The sequence below is a fragment of the Propionicimonas paludicola genome (genome assembly GCF_002563675.1).
Classification (GTDB): Bacteria; Actinomycetota; Actinomycetes; order Propionibacteriales; family Propionibacteriaceae; genus Propionicimonas; species Propionicimonas paludicola.
In genome coordinates this window covers 602,664-620,235 of record NZ_PDJC01000001.1, presented here as the reverse complement: position 1 = coordinate 620,235, position 17,572 = coordinate 602,664, and the positions used below count along the sequence as shown (strand labels likewise).

Below are 17,572 nucleotides of genomic sequence, written 5' to 3'. Positions count from 1 at the left end.
CAGCTTGCGGCACCAAGCCTGTTCACGGTGGCCGCCACGCCCAACGAGATGCGCGTCGAGGCCCGTCCGGGCCGTCAGCGTCCACCCTTGTCACAGCTTCGGGTTTGGGGAGGTCGCGACACTGCTAGTAACCTCCGGCCCGCAGCACCACCCACTTTCTGCGGACCCGCCAGTTCACCGAAGCATCTCAGCGAGGCTCCATGTATCCAGCGAATATCACCCGCGAAGAGGCGGCCCGTCGGGCCCGGCAGATCCGCTCCCACAGCTACCAGGTGAGCGTCGATCTGACCGGAACGGCAGACGTCCCTGGCGGCTATGACGCGACGGCCACCTTCTGGTCGCGCTCGGCCGTACGCTTCGCCAGCACCGGCGGCGCCAGCCACCTCGACCTGATTGCCGATCGCGTCCTCTCGGCCACCTTGGACGGGGTTCTGCTGCCGGCCGAGGCCTTCAACGACCACCGGGTGGCCTTCGAGGCTGCCGCCGGCGAGCACGAGCTGGTGGTCACCGCGCTGTGCCGCTACAGCCGCACCGGCGAGGGCCTGCACCGCTTCGTCGACCCGGTCGACGACCTGGTCTACTGCTACACCCAGCTGGAGACCGCGGACGCCCGCCGGCTGTTCGCCTGCTTCGAGCAGCCCGATCTCAAGGCCACCTTCGCCCTGGACGTCCGCGCCGACGCGAGCTGGACGGTGCTGTCGAACTCCCCCGAGGTCGCCCCGGTCGACCTCGGCGACGGGACCGCACACTGGACCTTCGCTCCGACTCCGCCGATCTCCACCTACATCACCGCGCTGATCGCCGGGCACTTCCACGTCGTCCGCGACGCCCACCAGGGCAAGGCCGCCGAGATCCCGCTGTCGCTGGCCTGCCGGCGCTCGCTGGTGGACTACCTCGACACCGACCGGCTGCTGGCCACCACCAAGGCCGGCTTCGAGGTTTTCGAAGAGCACTTCGGGATGCCGTACCCGTTCGCCGACTACGCGCAGGTGTTCGTCCCCGAGTTCAACGCCGGGGCCATGGAGAACGCCGGCTGCGTGACCATCCGCGACGAGTACCTTTACCGCTCGCGGGTCACCCAGGCGTCCTACGAGACCCGGGACAACACGATCCTGCATGAGCTGGCCCACATGTGGTTCGGCGACCTGGTCACCATGACCTGGTGGGACGACCTGTGGCTGAACGAGTCGTTCGCCGAGTTCGCCTCGCACTTCTGCCAGGCCGAGATCCGGAACAAGACCGGCGTCGGCGACGACCCCTGGTCGACCTTCACCAACGCCCGCAAGAACTGGGCCTACCGGCAGGATCAGTTGCCGTCCACCCATCCGGTGGCCGCCGACATGGTCGACCTGGAGGCCGTCGAGCTGAACTTCGACGGCATCACCTACGCCAAGGGCGCCTCGGTGCTGCGGCAGTTGGTGGCTTTCGTCGGCCAAGACGCGTTCCTGGCCGGAGTGCGGGCCTACTTCGCGAAGCATGCCTGGGGCAACACCCAGCTGTGCGACCTGCTGAACGCGCTCACCGAGGCTTCCGGGCGCGATCTGTCCTTCTTCGCCGCCGAATGGCTGCAGGTGGCCGGGGTGAACACCCTGCGCGCCGAGTTCGAGGTGGACGCCGAGGGCCGGTTCACCCGCTTCGCGCTGCGCCAGACCGCGCCGGACCAGTGGCCGACCCTGCGTCACCACCGGCTGGCGATCGGGCTGTACGACCTGGTGGACGGACGGCTGGTCCGACGGGACCGGGTCGAGGTGGACATCGCCGGCGAGCTGACCGAGCTTCCCGAGCTGATCGGACGTGCGCGCGGCACCCTGGTGCTGCCCAACGACGACGACCTGACCTACGCCAAGCTGCGCCTGGATCCGGAGTCGCTGGCCGCACTGGTGGCCTCGATGGGCACCATCGACTCCGCGCTGACCCGCGCCCTGTGCTGGGCCGCGGCCTGGGACATGTGCCGGGATGCCGAGCTGCCGTCCCACGACTTCGTAGCCCTGGTGCTGGCCGGGGTCGGCGTCGAGACCGACCTGACCGCGGTGGGTTCGGTACTCGCCCAGGCCCGCACGGCGATCGACTACTTCACGCCCGAGGCCGACCGGGGTGAGCTCAACGAGTTCTTCGTGGACGGGCTGAGCAGGCTGCTCGCAGAGGCCGAGCCGGAGTCGGACCACCAGCTGGCGCTGGCCCGCGCACTGGCCACGTCCGCGGAGTCGTCGGCGACGGCGGCGGTGCTGAACACCTGGCTGGACGGGTCGGCGGTGCCGTCCGGGCTGGCCGTGGACACCGACCTGCGCTGGCACCTGATCACCAACCTGGCCCGGCTGGGAGCGATCGGGGCCACGGAGATCGAGGCCGAGTTGGCCCTCGACCCGACCGCCCAAGGCGCCGAACGCGCTGCCGGGGCCCGAGCCGCACTGCCGAGTGCCGAAGCCAAGATCCAGGCCTGGCGGCTCGCCACGGCCGACGATGACGTACCGAACGAGACCCACTACCAGATCACTTCGAACTTCTGGCAGTTCGGGGCAGACGCGGTCCTGAAGCCCTACCTGGGCGCCTATCGCGAGGTGGCCGAGGCGATCTCGGCCGGCCGGGACGGCTGGGCGGACCGCAGTTCGGCGTTGCGGCAGCACGTGCTGGGACTGCTCTTCCCCCGGACCCTGATGGATCGGACGGCGCTGGCCGAGCTCGACGCCTGGCTGGAGTCGGTCTCGCTGACCGATGCCGTGGCCCGGCAGGTGCTCGAGCGTCGCGACGACGCCGAGCGGGCGCTGCGCTGCCAGGAGGCGTTCAGCTGAACGCTCCCGGCGCCGGCGACGGTGCTGAGGCCTGCGGAGGGCTCCTGAGGGCTTGAGTGAGCGGCTTGTCGGGGCTCGCGAGGGTCTGATCGGGCATCTCGTGAGAGCCGCTTGAGGGCGCGCGCGGGTGGGGCGAGTTCACGTTTCGTGGAATCTGTGGATGGCATCTCCGGTTATCCACAGATTCGAATCTGTGTTCGATTTTGTCCTTGCTGTGCGGGACACTAGATGCGTGGACGAACACAGCATGGTGACCGCCGGCGAGGCGCTGGCCAGGATCGAGCAGTCGCTCGATCTGGTCGATCCTCGCCGCGATGACCTCGCGCCGGAGACCCGGCTGGCCTGGCTTCGGCTGGCCCGTCGGGTACAGGGCCGGGTGCAGGCGCTGACCGTCCAACTCACTGCGGAGGCCGAGCAGAACCAGGCGTCCGTGCGCGCCACCGGGACGCCGCTGGCGTCCTGGCTCGGCATCGGCGAGAACCTGTCCCGCCGCGAGGCGGCGTCCGCCGTCATGCAGGCGCGGACGATCGCCGACCACCCTCGGCTCGGCCAGGCGGCCACCGACGGACAGGTCAGCCCCGGGCAGGCGCAGGCCATCGGACGGGTGCTGGCCGAGGTCGCACCCCGGCTCGCTCCGGAGCGTCGCGCCGAGGCCGAGGACCTGCTGGTCGGGTTGGCCGAGCACCTCGATTCGGCGGAGCTGAGTCGGTGCGCCGACCGCGTGCTCGCCGAACTGACCCCGTCGGCCGAGCAGAGCCAAGAGCAGCGCCTGCAGCAGCTGGCCGAGGCTGCCCATCGCCGACGCAGCCTGCGCTTCTTCCGAGAGCCCGGAGTGATCCGGTTCGAAGGAGTGCTGCCCCAGCTCGAAGGGGAAGCCTTCGTGGCGCTGGTCAGCGCGCACGGAGAGGCCCTGAGGCGTACGGCCATCGAGGCTCGGGATGCGTTCAGCGAACTCAGTCCCGAGCAGCGCCGGGCCGACGCGCTGATCTCGCTGCTGCGCGCTGCCCGACAGACCCGGCCCGAGCCGGGAGTCGGCCAGGCCCGAGTGGTCGTGCGGCTGGATTACGCCACGTTGCAGGCGGCTGCGGCCGGCGCCGGGCTGATCCGCGAAGGCGAAGCCCTCAGCGCCGGCGAGCTGCGCCGGATCTGCTGCGAGGCCGATCTGCTGCCAACTGTGCTCGGCACGGCCTCCGAGGTGCTCGATGTGGGCCGGGCCAGTCGCCTGGTGACTCCCGGTATCCGGGTGGCTCTCGGCCAGCGCGATGGGGGCTGCACCTTCCCGGGCTGCGACGTCCCGGAACAGACCTGTGAGGCGCATCACCTGACCCCGTGGTGGGCCGGAGGCCGAACCTCGCTGTCGAACCTGGCACTGCTCTGCCATCACCACCATGCCCTGGTCGAGCCGGCCACCTTCGGCACCCGCGACCAATGGGAGATCCGGATCGCTCAGGACGGGCTACCGGAGTTCATCCCGCCGGCCCGGCTGGATCGATCGCGAAGACCGGTGCGCCACCGGCGGCTCGGCGGCAGCGGACGGCTGGCGGATGGTCGAGCGCCGGCGGGAGCCCGCGGGGACCCGGCACTGTGCGCCTGACTGGATAGCGACACCAGCGATGGCAGCGATAGCAGGACAACTGCCGGCACCAGCGATAGCAGGACAACTGCCGGCACCGTCGGGCAGCCACCACGTCGCAGGCGGGCAGGCGCCGGCTACCGGTTGTGGCTGCAACTAGATGCTGGGCTCTATCTGCCGGCTGAGAGCTCCTAGGCCACCGGCTGCCCACTGACACCTGCTGGTGGCTGTCTGCCCGCCCGCTGATACCTGCGGGTGGCCGATGGACGCTGGTGGACGCTGGGCGGGGCCTGCCTGCTGATGCCGCTGGTGGTTGGTGGCTGAGAGCTCCTGGGCGCTGGGGCTGGCTGTCCGCTGGCGACTGCCTTCTCTTGATACTCGCTCGCTCCGCCTGCCCAGCGGTGGTCGAGGCCTGCTGGCTTCTACGGCCGCCGACCTCCACTACCGGGAACCGACGTCGGCTTGGCCGCCAGGGCAGTACGGTTCCGCCACGCTGACCTGGCCACCACGCGCGGGTTCGCCCGTGTGTGCCACCGCCACACGTCGGGCGGCGGCACTGGCACAAGCAGAGTCGCGGCACCGACACAGACCGGGCAGCGACAGCGGTCGGTCGCTGGGTCCGATAGATTGGCCGCTCGAAGCCTGGTGGCCTCGAGATGGCGCCCGGCTCACGACCGAGGAGCGCTGCGTGGCTGATCCAGCAACCGACACCCCGACTCCCCAGTTTTCCCGAGTGGTGGCCGACGAGTCGGAAGTTGCTCGGGCATTGACCCGAATGGCTCACGAACTCCTCGAAGCCAACCACGGCGCGGAGAATCTGGTGCTGCTCGGCATTCCGACCCGAGGGGTCCCACTGGCCAAGAGACTGGCCGCACTGATCGAGAGCGTCGAGGGGCGTCCGGTCCGGCAGGGCGAACTCGACATCACCATGTACCGCGACGACCTGCGGGCCAACCCGACCCGCAACCCCGGGCGCACGGCGATCCCCGGCTCGATCGACGACTCGGTGGTGGTGCTGGTGGACGACGTCCTCTACTCCGGACGCACCATCGGGGCCGCCTTCGACGCCCTGCGCGATTTGGGCCGACCGCGGGCCGTCCGGCTGGCCGTCCTGGTCGACCGGGGGCACCGGGAGCTGCCGATCGCCGCCGACACCGTGGGCCGCACCATCCAGGCCGCCGATGACGAGCGCGTGGCCGTACAACTGGCCGAGCTCGACGGCACCGACGCCATCACGATCACCCGAACCGGGAAGGAGTCCTGATGCGCCACCTCCTCGGCTGCGCCGACCTCTCGGCAACCGATGCGAATGCCATCCTCGACCTCGCCGAAGAGATGCAGCAGGTGCAGTCCCGTCCGGTGAAGAAGCTGCCTGCATTGCGCGGCCGCACCATCGTGAACATCTTCTTCGAGGATTCCACCCGCACCCGGACCAGCTTCGAGATCGCCGGCAAGTGGCTGTCCGCCGACACCATCAACGTCTCGGCCAAGGGCTCCAGCGTCAGCAAGGGCGAGTCGCTGCGCGACACCATGCTCACCTTGGACGCCATGGGCGTGGACTGCTTCGTGATCCGACACCCCTCCTCCGGCGCTGCCGCCCAGGTGGCCAGCTGGGTCCGAGCCCAGGTGGTCAACGCCGGCGACGGCCAGCATGAGCACCCCACCCAAGCCCTGCTCGACGCCTACACGATGCGCAAGCACTTCCGCAGCCTCGGTCGCGAGGGCTTCGCCGGGAAGAAGATCGCCATCGTCGGCGACCTGCTGCACTCCCGGGTGGTGCGCAGCAACGTCCTGCTGCAGAACCTGCTCGGCGGCGAGGTGGTCCTGGTCGCGCCGCCCACCCTGCTGCCCACCGGGGTCGAGAACTGGGGCTGCCAGGTGACCAGCGACTTCGACGCCGTGCTGCCCGAGGCCGACATCGTGATGATGCTGCGGGTCCAGCGCGAGCGGATGGCCGGTGGCTACTTCCCCACCGAACGCGAGTACACCGCCGGCTACGGCCTCACCGAGGAACGGCTGCGGGCGCTCAAGCCGGGAGCCGGCATCTGCCATCCCGGGCCGATGAACCGCGGCGTCGAGATCTCCAGCGCCGCCGCCGACGCGGCCAACTCGCTGGTCCTGGATCAGGTCGCCTCCGGCGTCGCGGTCCGGATGAGTGTGCTGTACCACCTACTGGGTTCTGACGAAGGAGCGATGCGGTGAGCCTGCTGATCAACGGCGCCCGACTGGCCGATGGGACGATCACCGATCTCTACCTGAAGGACGGTGTTCTCGCCGACCCGGCCAGTGCCCCGGCCGGCGTGGAGCGGTTCGACGCCGCCGGGCTGCTGGCCATCCCGGGTCTAGTCGACCTGCACACCCACCTGCGCCAGCCCGGACGCGAGGACGCCGAGACCGTCGACTCCGGCACCGATGCCGCCGCCCGCGGTGGCTTCACCTGCGTGCACGCCATGGCCAACACCAGTCCAGTCACCGACACCGCAGAGGCCGCCGAGTACGTCCACGCCCTCGGCGAGCGCGAGGGCCACTGCCAGGTGCAGGTGGTCGGCGCGGTCACCAAGGGGCTGGCCGGTGAGGAACTCGCCGAGCTCGGCATGATGGCCGACTCCAAGGCGAAGGTGCGGGTCTTCTCCGACGACGGCAAGTGCGTCTCCGACTCGCTGCTGATGCGCCGAGCGCTCACCTACGTCAAGGCCTTCGACGGCATGGTGGCCCAGCACTCCCAGGATCCCCGGCTGGCCGGCTCGACCGCCTGCTGCCACGAGTCCGAATGGTCCGGACGACTCGGCCTGCCCGGCTGGCCGTCCCAGGCCGAGAGCGTGATCGTGGCCCGCGATGTCGAACTCGCCGCGCTCACCGACTCCCGGGTGCATGTGTGCCACGTGTCAACCGCCGAGAGCGTCGAGATCATCCGTTGGGCCAAGAAGCGCGGGGTGAAGGTGACCGCAGAGGCCACTCCGCACCACCTGCTGCTGGACACCCCGCTGGTCGCGTCCTACGACACCACCTTCAAGGTGAACCCGCCGCTGCGCACCTCCGAACACGTGGAGGCGATCCGGGAGGCGCTGGCCGACGGCACCATCGACGTGGTCGGCACCGACCATGCCCCGCACGCCCGTCAGGACAAGGACCACCCCTTCGACATCGCCCTGCCCGGCATGCTCGGCCTCGAGCAGGCGCTGGCCGTGGTGATCGAGGTGATGATCAACACCGGACGGATGGACTGGCCGACGCTGGTGCAGCGGATGTCGTCCACTCCGGCCGCGCTCGGCCAGGTGCCCGGCCAGGGCCGTCCGCTGGCGATCGGTGAGCCGGCCAACCTGGTCCTGGTCGACCCGACCGCCCGGGCCGCTGTTGATGCCGCGGCGTCCAAGTCACGGTCCCGGAACAACCCGTACCACGGACGGGACTTGCCCGACCCGGTGGTGGCCACCTACTGGCGGGGCCGGCAGACCTACTCCCGCTAGGCGCGAACCGCGCGAACCGCCGGCCAGGCCGCTGCCGAGTCGTGCATCACCTTCGGCAGTGGAACCGGACGTCCACTCACGTCGCCGCTGACCAGGACGGTATGCGCCCTTGCCAGCACGCGATCATCGAGCGGGTCCTGCACTTCGGCGACCAGCGTGGCCGACGTGCGGCCGAGCTTCGCGACCGCGGTGCGCACCCGATAGGGCTCGGGGCGCTGGACGATCTGGCCGAGATAGTCGACGTCCTGCCGGGCCACCATCCAGGTGAGCTGCTCGGCGGCGGCCTGGGTCATCCGATCCGGTCCCGGCTCGGGGGTCAGTCGCACCCTGGCCTCGGCGAAGTAGTCGAAGACTCGGACGTTGTTCACGTGGCGGTAGGCGTCCTGATCGGACCACCGCACGGTGAAGGTGTGTTCGGAGGCGTCCGGACCCACCCGCCAGCCGTCGATCGCCCGGAACGGCTCGAGGGCCACGGACTGGGCGGCGAACCACTCCCGCTCGGCACCGGTCATCCGTCGAATCCGGGCCGCCCGATAGTCGTACAGGCACAGAGTGCTGCGAGCCCGGGATACCAGTCGCTCGTCCTGGAACACCTGATAGCCCAGGACGAAGCGAGCCGCACCGACCACTCCGACGTCCAGGCTGACCCGCAGCGGCGTCGTGGAGAAGAAGACCGGACCGAGGTACTCGACCTGATGGGAGACCACCATGGTGGCGTCGCCGAGCAGATGCGCGTTGGCGCCGGACTGCAGCCAATCGACCCGGGCTTCCTGCAGGTAGTCCGCGATCAGGGCGTTGTTGACGTGGCCTTGGGCATCAACGTCCACCCAGCGCAGCGGAACCGAACTGTCGAAGCTCACCTCGCGTCAGGATCGAGGTACTCAGGCTCGTCGGAGTCGTAGAGCGACTCGACCACGTCGGCGTAGCGGTCGGTGATCACCTTGCGCCGCACCTTCATGTTCGGCGTCATGCCGCCGTCGTCCATGCTGAACTCCGATGGCAGGACCGCGAACCGCTTGACCGTCTCCCAGCGCTCCAGCTTGGCGTTGGCCGAGTTGATGAAGCGCTCCAGGGTGCGCCGCAACTCCGGATGCTGGGTGAGCGTCTCGTAGGAGATGTCGGACAATCCCTTGCGGGCGGCCCACTTGGCCAGGTTGTCCCGATCCATGGTGAGCAGCGCCGAGATGTACTTGCGGCCATCGCCCACGGCGACCACCTGGGACACATAGGGAATGGTGGCCGCAATCACGCCCTCGACCTTGGCCGGGGCGACGTACTTGCCGCCGGAGGTCTTCATCAGGTCCTTCTTGCGATCGGTGATCTTCAAGAAGCCGTCGGCGTCGAACTCACCGATGTCACCGGTGTGGAACCAGCCGTCCACCAGGACCTCGGCGGTACGCTCGGGATCGTTGTGATAGCCGCGCATCACCGCCGGTCCCTTGATCAGGATCTCGCCGTCCTCGGCGATCTTGACCTCAGTGCCGGGCAGGGCCGGGCCGACCGTCCCGAACCGCGGCGGCAGCGGCAGGTTCACGCAGCTGACCGCGCCGGTCTCAGTAAGGCCGTAGCCCTCGGCCACGACCAGGCCGGCCGAGTAGAACCAGGACTGCACCTGCGAGTTCAGCTTGGCCGAGCCCGAGATGAAGAAGCTGATGTTGCCGCCCATCCGCTCCTTGAGCTTGCTGAACACCAAGTGATCCGCCACGGAGTAGGCGAAACGCTGCACCGGCGGCAGTTCCCGGCCGGCCAGCCGGTCCTCCCGGGACGAACGTCCGACCGAGAACGCCCAGCGGGCGATTCGGCCCTTGATCCCGCTGCGCGGCGAGGACAGCATCACCGCAGCGCGGACCTTCTCGAAGATGCGCGGAGCCCCGCACATGAAGGTCGGATGCACCGCACCCAGGCCGGGCACGATCTGGTCGATCCGGCCGTCCACGGCCGTGCTGAAGCCGATCGCCAGCTGAATGGTGAGCAGGTCCTTGCCGAACACGTGGGACAACGGCAGCCACAGGTACTGCAGGTCGCTGTCGGAGATGATCTCCATCTGGTCCAGGACGAATGCCTGGTAGACCCAGCAGCGGTTGGTCAGTTCGACGCCCTTCGGACGTCCGGTGGTGCCCGAGGTGTAGATCAGGGTGGCCAAGGTGTCCAGGCCGCTGCCGCCGATCGACCGGTTCACCAGCTCAGGGTCGGCGACCAGCGCCGTCCGGCCGCGCTCGGCGAGCTGCTCCAGGTCGAGCACTCGATCGCCGTCGCCGTGACCGTCGATGAGGATCACATTGCGTACCCCTGCGGACGCCTCCGGGTTCGCATCGAGCTTGGCCAGCTGCTCGGCGTTCTCGGCGACCAGAATCACCGAGCCTGAGTGGGTCACGATGTAGGTGAAGTCGTCGCCCTGGGTGTTCGGGTAGATGGTCGTCGTGGCGCCACCAGCGGTGTTGATCGCGTAGTCGATCAGGATCCACTCGATCCTGGTGTTCGCCACGATCGAGACCCGCTCCTCCGGACGCAGCCCGAGGGCGAGCAGGCCGGCGGCGAACTCGTCCACCCGCTTGCTGGTCTCCGCCCAGTCGATAGACAGCCAGTCACCGTTCGGACCTGGGTAGCGGAACGCCTCCTTGGCAGGCGTCTTGGCTGCTCGCCACCGGAGCATCGCTCCTACTGATTGCGGCGCCTCCCGCAAGGTTGCAGCGACGTCGATCATGAAAATCCCCTCATCCGCCCTTGGACTCGTCATGGCAGTCTAGAGCGGGTGGCGCTCCGGACAAGGCAAGCTACCGGCCCGGTTCACTGATTGGTGGGATTCACGGTGGGTCGCCGCAGCGGACCGGTTGCCGACTGCGCTAGGTTTGTTGAAACCGGTACAAGTTTGAGAGAATGTGCTTATGGCAACCGAGATCGTCCCGCGCTGGCTCAGCGAGGACCAGCAGCGGATTTGGCGGCTCTACCTGAACGGCGTGGCCAAGATCACCGAAGTACTCGACGCGGAGCTGCGTCAGTTCGGCCTGGATCTGGGCGAGTACGAGATTCTGGTGCACCTGTCGGAGTCCCCCGACCACCAGTTGCGGATGTCCGATCTGGCGTCCCGGGTCCGGCAGTCCCGTTCCCGGCTGACCCACACGGTGGCGCGGATGGAGACAAAAGGCCTGATCAGTCGGCTGTCCTGCCCGTCCGATCGGCGCGGCGTGATCGCGAACATGACCCAGGCCGGCTACGCGCTGTTGGTCGAGGCTGCTCCTTACCATGTCGAGTCGGTCCGTCGGATTCTGGTCGACCCGGTCTCGAAGGCCGACTTCACTGCGCTCGGTCGCGCCATGCAGGCCGTACTCAGCGTGACAGACTGAGGACGTGCCGGCCGGAGCGAACACTGCCCTGGACCGGCTGGCTGCCCAAGGGTTCGACCTCGATCGGACCACGCTGACCCGAGCCCTCTATGGGGGCGACGCCTCCCTGTATCGAGTGATCCCGGCCGCTGTGGCCCGTCCGACGTCGGTGGACGAACTCGCCCGGCTCACCCGGGCCGCCCTCGATGCCCGAATCGCGATCACCAGCCGAGGATCGGGCACCTCGATCGCTGGCAACGCGATCGGAACCGGCCTGGTGATCGACTGCTCGAAGCTCACCCGGATCACCCATCTGGATCCCAGCGGACGAGCCGCCATCGTCGAGCCCGGCGTGGTCGGCGGACGCCTCAACGCCGCGGCCGGACGGCACGGACTGCGACTCGGGCCGGATCCGTCCACCATCGACCGCTGCACGATCGGCGGGATGATCGGCAACAACGCCTGTGGAGCCCGCGCGCTGGGCTACGGACGCACCAGTGACAACCTGCTCGGCCTGGAAGTGATCACCGGCACCGGCGATCGGCTCAGCCTGGGGGCCGGACAGCCGCACTCACCGATCCTGGACGCCCTGCAGCAGCTGGTAGCGGCCAACCTCGGCCTGATCCGCACCGAGTTCGGGAGGTTCTCCCGGCAGGTCTCCGGATACGCACTGGAGCACCTGCTACCGGAGAACGGCTTCAACGTGGCCCGCTTCCTGGCCGGCTCGGAGGGCACTCTGGCCGTGGTGCTGGGTGCCCGGCTCCGGCTGGTGCCCGTGCCGAGGCTGACCACCCTGGTCCCGATCGGCTACCCGGACATGGCTGCAGCGGCCGACGACGCCGCACTGGTGACCGGCTTCGGCCCGACCGCGATCGAAGGGCTCGACCGGCGGCTGCTGCAGGCTGCCGGGGACCGGCTCGGCCCCGGGTTGCCACTGCCGCCGGGCGACGGCTGGCTGCTGGTCGAGCTGGCCGGGGACGACCCCGCCGAGCTCCAGGAGCGAGCCCAGTCGCTGAGCCGGGCGGTGCACGGGCTTGCCGGGAGCCCGATCACCGATCCCCGGCAGGCCGATGGGCTCTGGCGGCTCCGCGCGGACGCCGCCGGGCTGGCCGCGATCAGCGGGGCGCGTCCGTCCCATGCCGGCTGGGAGGACGCGGCAGTTCCGGTGGCCGCGTTGGGGGGTTACCTGCGTGCCTTCGAGCGGCTGCTAGCCGCGCACGGCCTGCACGGGGTGCCGTACGGACACTTCGGTGAGGGCTGCCTGCACGTCCGGATCGACTTCGCGCTGAGCAGCCCGGACGGGGTGGCCGGCTATCGACGCTTCGTCGAGGAGGCCGCCGATCTGGCAGCCGAGTTCGGCGGATCGGCCTCCGGAGAGCACGGGGACGGCCGGGCGCGCTCAGAGTTGTTGGCCCGGCAGTACTCCCCCGCGGCGCTGAACCTGTTCGCCGCCGTCAAGCAGATCTTCGACCCGAACAACCTGCTGAACCCCGGAGTGTTGGTCGAGCCGCGTCCGCTCGATCTGGACCTGCGCCGACCGCGGGCCGAAGCCTCGCGGCTGCCGCGGCTGCGTCCGGAGTTCGTCGAGCAGGCGCACCGTTGCACCGGGGTCGGCAAGTGTCTGACGCCGGACGGTGCCATGTGCCCGTCCTACCAGGCCACCGGGGCCGAGCAGGACTCGACCCGGGGCAGGGCTCGGGTGCTGCAGGAACTGATCGACGGTGAGCTGATCGCGCCCGACTGGCGCTCGGCCGAGGTCGCCGAGGCCCTTGAACTCTGCCTGTCCTGCAAGGCCTGCGTCAGCGAGTGCCCGACCGGCACCGATCTGGCCGCTGCCAAGTCGCAGGTGCTGGACGAGGCCTTCCGCGGCCGGCTGCGGCCACGGGTGCACTACAGCCTGGGCCGGCTGCAGACCTGGGCCGGGCTGATCGGCTCGCTCCCCGGACTTCCCGACTTGGCCAATGCCACCCTGGCCGCGTCTGGACTGCGTCGCCTGGTGGCTGCGGTCGCCGGGGTCGACCACCGCCGCCGGCTGCCTCGGTTCAGCCGTCGTCCGGCGCACCGCAGAGTGGGACTGCCGTTCGTGGACCGGACCGAGCTGAGCACGGTGCCGCGCCCGGTGGCGATCTGGATCGACCCATTCACCGATGCGGCCGAGGCTGAGCAGCTCGTTGCGCTGACCCAGGTCCTGGGTCAGGCCGGGCTGACCCCGTTGCTGGTGCGCCGCCGGGTGGACGCCGGGGTCGCGCTGATCAGCACCGGGCAGCGCCGGCGCGCGGCCAGAGCGCTCCGCCGCACGCTGGACGTGCTGCATCCGATCGCCGCGGCTGGGGTACCGATCGTTGGCTTGGAGCCGTCCGAGATCGCCGCGCTGCGCCACGACGCTGCCAGCCTGATCGCCGACCCCCGGCTGGAGGCGGTTGCGGCCGGCGTGCACACCCTGGCCGAGATCCTGAGCACCAGCGACTGGACGCCGCCGGACCTGAGCGGGCTCACCGTGGTGGCTCAGCCGCATTGCCACCATGCCGCGGTGCTGGGCTGGGCCACCGATGCCGCGCTGCTGGCCCGCACCGGAGCCCGCCTGGTCACCATCGAGGGCTGCTGCGGAATGGCCGGAGACTTCGGGATGACCCACTACGACACCTCGGTCGCGGTCGCCGGACTGCATCTGCTGCCGGCCATCGAGGCCGCCGGGCCGGATGCCATCGTCCTGGCTGACGGGTTCTCCTGCCGCTACCAGGTGGCAGATCTGCGCGGTCGGTCGGCCATCACGCTGGCTGAGCTGCTTGTCGGTGGGCCGACGTCGGGAAGCTGAGCGGGACGCTGGCATACTGGACGCCGCCCAACTAGCGAGGAATCATCACATGCCTGAGTTCGTGTTCACCATGCACAACGTCCGCAAGAAGCTGGGCGAGAAGCTGGTGCTGGACAACGTCACCCTCTCCTTCTTCGAGGGCGCCAAGATCGGCGTGGTCGGCCCCAACGGTGCCGGCAAGTCGACAATGCTGAAGCTGATGGCCGGCATGCTCAAGGCCGACAACGGTGATGCCATGCTGGCCAAGGACAAGACGGTCGGCATCCTGCTGCAGGAACCACCGCTGACCGAGGGCAAGACCGTCCTGGAGAACATCTACGAGGGCGTGGCCGACACCAAGGCGCTGCTCGACCGCTACAACGAGGTCTCCCTGGCCATGGGCGAGCCGGACGCCGACTTCGACGCGCTGCTGGCCGAGATGGACAAGCTGCAGACCGAGATCGACCACCGCAACGCCTGGGACCTGGACTCCCAGCTCGAGCAGGCCATGGACGCCCTGCAGTGCCCGCCGTCGGATGCCATCGTCGATGTGCTCTCCGGTGGCGAGCGGCGCCGGGTGGCGCTGTGCAAGCTGCTGTTGGCCCAGCCCGACCTGCTGCTGCTGGACGAGCCCACCAACCACCTGGACGCCGAGAGCGTCAGCTGGCTGGAGGGTCACCTGAAGAGCTACCCGGGCGCCGTCCTGGCGGTCACCCACGACCGCTACTTCCTGGACAACGTCGCGGAGTGGATCTGCGAGATCGACCGCGGCCAGCTGCACCCCTACGAGGGCAACTACTCCACCTACCTGGAGACCAAGCGGTCCCGGCTGCAGATCGAGGGCAAGAAGGACGCCAAGCGCGCCAAGATCCTGGAGAAGGAACTGGAGTGGGTGCGGGCCAACCCGAAGGCCCGCCAGGCCAAGAACAAGGCCCGCCTGGCCCGCTACGAGGAGCTCGCAGCCGAGGCCGAGCGGAACCGCGCAGTCGATCTCGCCGAGATCAACATCCCGCCGGGCCCGCGCCTGGGCTCGGACGTGATGGAGGCCAACAAGCTGACCAAGGGCTTCGGCGACCGGGTGCTGATCGAGAACCTCAGCTTCACTCTGCCGCGGGCCGGCATCGTCGGCATCATCGGCCCCAACGGTGTGGGCAAGACCACGCTGTTCAAGATGATCGTCGGCCAGGAGCAGCCTGACTCGGGCAGCCTGAAGGTCGGCGGCACCGTCAAGTTCTCCTATGTCGACCAGGGACGCTCCGGGATCGACCCGAACAAGAACGTCTGGGAGGTCGTCTCCGACGGCCTGGACCACATCAAGGTGGCCAGCTTCGAGATGCCGTCCCGGGCCTATGTGGCCTCCTTCGGCTTCAAGGGCCCCGACCAGCAGAAGCTGGCCGGCGTGCTGTCCGGTGGTGAGCGGAACCGGCTGAACCTGGCCCTCACCCTGAAGCAGGGCGGCAATGTGCTGCTGCTGGACGAGCCGACCAACGACCTGGACGTGGAGACCCTGCAGTCACTGGAAGATGCGCTGCTGGAGTACCCGGGCTGTGCCGTGGTGATCTCCCACGACCGCTGGTTCCTGGACCGGGTGGCAACTCACATCCTGGCCTGGGAGGGCACCGACGCCGACGACGCGGTCTGGTTCTGGTTCGAGGGCAACTACGCCGACTACGAGGAGAACAAGGTCGCGCGGCTCGGAGTGGACGCGGCGCGTCCGCACCGCACCGCGCACCGCAAGCTCACCCGCGGCTAGCCGCGAGTTTCGCGCGCGGAGCGCGCAGTCGGGCGATCGCGAAGGCGAGTAGTCCGAGGTAACAGGCGACCGCCAAGCCGGACATGCCCAGCGGGAAGTGCTCACCGCCCACCAGGCCGGTCAGGCCGTAGACCGGTGCGGCCAAGAGCAGTGAAGTAATGGCGAACGCACCTTCGGCCGCGTTCTGGCCGGTCAGCGGCAGGCCGACCAGCGAGGCGGTCAAGGCGCTGCCGGCGATGATCGCCGCCCAACAGGCGTTCAGGCGTCGCAGCGTGGCCAGCCGCTGCGGGCGTCCGGCCGCAGCCAGGTAGCCCACCCACGACACCACGAAGAGCACCGAGGCGATCACCCCCGGCCAGCCCGGACGCTGCCCGGATCCGATCGCGGACGAGTTGAGCCCGCCGGCAACCAGCACCGCGACCAGCACGAGGGCCGGCGACCACCACCGCCACCTGCTCGGCTGATCGGAACCTGAAGCGACCGCGCCTAGGGGCACGGCCGGAATGACGGCCCTCCGGGGCGCCCCCGGTCGTGGCAGCACCACCGACATCGGCCGAGGATCAGCTGTCACGCGGCTCGCCATGGAACGACGGGCGACCGGGCTCCAACCCTGGCCAGCCCGAGCGCCCTGCCGGGCCAGGCCCGGAGCCGACTCATCCAGCAAGACAGACATCAGACAACTCCTCGGGGTAAGGAGCAGTGGCGGCTTCAGTCGGTCAGGTGCCGGGCTTCGGCGAAGTTACCCTCTCAGGAGCTGCGGCGGTGTGACTTCCTGGAGTCGGATGCGTCGGCTTCCCGCGACGATCCACCTCGATGGAAGCACACCGGGTGCCCTACGACGCGGCAACGCGCTGTACGCGAAGCGCAGTCGTACGACCCCGGCGGCGGGCCTCGGCCGCCGACTCGGAGCCACTCGAGGTCTGCCGTCCCTGCCTCAGGAACCCGCCAACCTCGCCCCACAAGCCAGTCGACCCAGCCCCACGCCCCAGTCGAACCCGCCTCATGGCCCTGTTGGCCCGCCTCACGGCCAAGCGATCCCGACCCCACGAGCCCGACATCGCGACCCAGCTGGTCAACCCGGCTCGCGGACCCAGCCCACGGCCCAACCGATCCAGCCCCACGCCCCAGTCGAACCCGCCCCACGCCCCAGTCGAACCCGCCCCACGCCCCAGTCGAACCCGCCCCACGCCCCAGTCGAACCCGCCACAGGAGCCAGCCCGCCCGCCACACAACTCAGCTGCTCGGCCCAGCCCGGGGCTCGGTCGAACCAGCCTCACGCCCGAGGCGCTCCCGCCCCACAGCACGAGGTTCGCTCCAAGAGCGGGTGCGCCGCGGGGGCGGGCCGACGCTGTCCCGCGAGCTCAGGCCGCCGGCTCCCGCCCCGGACTCAGGCGGCCAACGCCGTCCCCCGGACCCAGGCAGTCAACGCCGTCCCGCGGTCTCAGGCAGCCGACTCCGTCACCTCGGTCACCTCGGCGACCGGCTCGGCCTCCGGAGTGGCCCGACTGGCCCGACGGAACACCGACGTCCCCCGGCTCAGGTCGTGGCCGACGCTGAGCGCCTCGATCACCAGGCGCTCGTGCGATCCACCCTGGCCGTCGGTCCAGCGGTCGGTGCGCAGCTTGCCGGCCACCACCACCGGGTCACCCTTGCCGATGCTGGAGCGGACGTTCTCGGCCAGCCCGCGGCTGCAGCTGACCACGATCCAGGTGGTCTCCGCGTCCACCCACTCCCCGCCCCGCCATTGCCGCGGGGTGCAGGCGAGCCGGAAGCTCGCGAAGGTGTACTCCTCTTTCACGGTGCGGAACTCCACGTCACCGCCGACGTAACCGGTCATCCAGACCATGGCATCCATGTCGATCCCTTCCTCGGA

At 69.5% G+C, this 17,572-nt stretch carries 12 protein-coding genes; 8 read left to right on the top strand and 4 right to left on the bottom strand.

The features are described from left to right. Positions 1–200: 200 nt before the first annotated feature. The 5 genes from pepN to ATK74_RS02775 all read left to right on the top strand — a co-directional run bounded on the left by pepN (position 201) and on the right by ATK74_RS02775 (position 7,829). On the top strand, positions 201–2,789 hold the full coding sequence (gene pepN, locus ATK74_RS02795; RefSeq protein ID WP_098459618.1) for an aminopeptidase N: 2,589 nt from the start codon (positions 201–203) through the stop codon (positions 2,787–2,789). Positions 2,790–3,021: 232 nt separating this feature from the next. Further along, positions 3,022–4,383 carry an HNH endonuclease signature motif containing protein gene (locus ATK74_RS02790; RefSeq protein WP_211283260.1) on the top strand — a complete coding sequence of 454 codons (1,362 nt, stop codon included), beginning with the start codon at positions 3,022–3,024 and terminating at the stop codon, positions 4,381–4,383. A 667-nt stretch (positions 4,384–5,050) separates the two neighbouring features. Continuing rightward, complete coding sequence (gene pyrR / locus ATK74_RS02785) at positions 5,051–5,626, top strand: bifunctional pyr operon transcriptional regulator/uracil phosphoribosyltransferase PyrR (protein ID WP_098459616.1); 576 nt, start codon at positions 5,051–5,053, stop codon at positions 5,624–5,626. Beyond that, complete coding sequence (locus ATK74_RS02780; RefSeq protein ID WP_098459615.1) at positions 5,626–6,564, top strand: aspartate carbamoyltransferase catalytic subunit; 939 nt, start codon at positions 5,626–5,628, stop codon at positions 6,562–6,564. The genes pyrR and ATK74_RS02780 overlap by 1 nt, the downstream gene beginning before the upstream one ends. Then, on the top strand, positions 6,561–7,829 hold the full coding sequence (locus ATK74_RS02775; RefSeq protein ID WP_098459614.1) for a dihydroorotase: 1,269 nt from the start codon (positions 6,561–6,563) through the stop codon (positions 7,827–7,829). The genes ATK74_RS02780 and ATK74_RS02775 overlap by 4 nt, the downstream gene beginning before the upstream one ends. Here ATK74_RS02775 and ATK74_RS02770 read toward each other — a convergent pair. Together ATK74_RS02770 and ATK74_RS02765 are read right to left on the bottom strand one after the other, a co-directional pair. Next, positions 7,826–8,689 carry an acyl-CoA thioesterase gene (locus tag ATK74_RS02770; RefSeq protein WP_098459613.1) on the bottom strand — a complete coding sequence of 288 codons (864 nt, stop codon included), beginning with the start codon at positions 8,687–8,689 and terminating at the stop codon, positions 7,826–7,828. The genes ATK74_RS02775 and ATK74_RS02770 overlap by 4 nt on opposite strands. Then, complete coding sequence (locus ATK74_RS02765; protein ID WP_098459612.1) at positions 8,686–10,533, bottom strand: AMP-dependent synthetase/ligase; 1,848 nt, start codon at positions 10,531–10,533, stop codon at positions 8,686–8,688. The genes ATK74_RS02770 and ATK74_RS02765 overlap by 4 nt, the downstream gene beginning before the upstream one ends. A gap of 181 nt (positions 10,534–10,714) precedes the next feature. Here ATK74_RS02765 and ATK74_RS02760 point away from each other — a divergent pair, with 181 nt between their 5' ends. From ATK74_RS02760 to ettA, 3 genes are read left to right on the top strand one after another with little or no spacing between them, the layout of a single operon-like run. Continuing rightward, positions 10,715–11,173 carry a MarR family winged helix-turn-helix transcriptional regulator gene (locus ATK74_RS02760; RefSeq protein WP_098459611.1) on the top strand — a complete coding sequence of 153 codons (459 nt, stop codon included), beginning with the start codon at positions 10,715–10,717 and terminating at the stop codon, positions 11,171–11,173. Between the two features lie 4 nt (positions 11,174–11,177). Next, a complete protein-coding gene (locus ATK74_RS02755) occupies positions 11,178–13,967 on the top strand; it encodes an FAD-binding and (Fe-S)-binding domain-containing protein (protein ID WP_098459610.1) in 2,790 nt (929 codons plus the stop codon). Between the two features lie 49 nt (positions 13,968–14,016). Next, positions 14,017–15,699, top strand: a complete 1,683-nt coding sequence (gene ettA, locus ATK74_RS02750; protein WP_098459609.1) for an energy-dependent translational throttle protein EttA — start codon at positions 14,017–14,019, stop codon at positions 15,697–15,699. On the opposite strand, the gene ATK74_RS02745 is transcribed toward ettA, so the two are convergent. Together ATK74_RS02745 and ATK74_RS02740 are read right to left on the bottom strand one after the other, a co-directional pair. After that, positions 15,686–16,126, bottom strand: a complete 441-nt coding sequence (locus ATK74_RS02745; RefSeq protein ID WP_098459608.1) for a hypothetical protein — start codon at positions 16,124–16,126, stop codon at positions 15,686–15,688. The genes ettA and ATK74_RS02745 overlap by 14 nt on opposite strands. A gap of 1,014 nt (positions 16,127–17,140) precedes the next feature. Beyond that, positions 17,141–17,554 carry a single-stranded DNA-binding protein gene (locus ATK74_RS02740; RefSeq protein WP_098459607.1) on the bottom strand — a complete coding sequence of 138 codons (414 nt, stop codon included), beginning with the start codon at positions 17,552–17,554 and terminating at the stop codon, positions 17,141–17,143. Between the last annotated feature and the right edge of the window lie 18 nt (positions 17,555–17,572).

Coding starts and splice junctions, on each gene's coding strand:
- ettA (WP_098459609.1), top strand. CDS start 14,017: ATGCCTGAGTTCGTGTTCACCATGCACAACGTCCGCAAGAAGCTGGGC.
- ATK74_RS02760 (WP_098459611.1), top strand. CDS start 10,715: ATGGCAACCGAGATCGTCCCGCGCTGGCTCAGCGAGGACCAGCAGCGG.
- ATK74_RS02780 (WP_098459615.1), top strand. CDS start 5,626: ATGCGCCACCTCCTCGGCTGCGCCGACCTCTCGGCAACCGATGCGAAT.
- pepN (WP_098459618.1), top strand. CDS start 201: ATGTATCCAGCGAATATCACCCGCGAAGAGGCGGCCCGTCGGGCCCGG.
- ATK74_RS02740 (WP_098459607.1), bottom strand. CDS start 17,554: ATGGATGCCATGGTCTGGATGACCGGTTACGTCGGCGGTGACGTGGAG.
- ATK74_RS02765 (WP_098459612.1), bottom strand. CDS start 10,533: ATGATCGACGTCGCTGCAACCTTGCGGGAGGCGCCGCAATCAGTAGGA.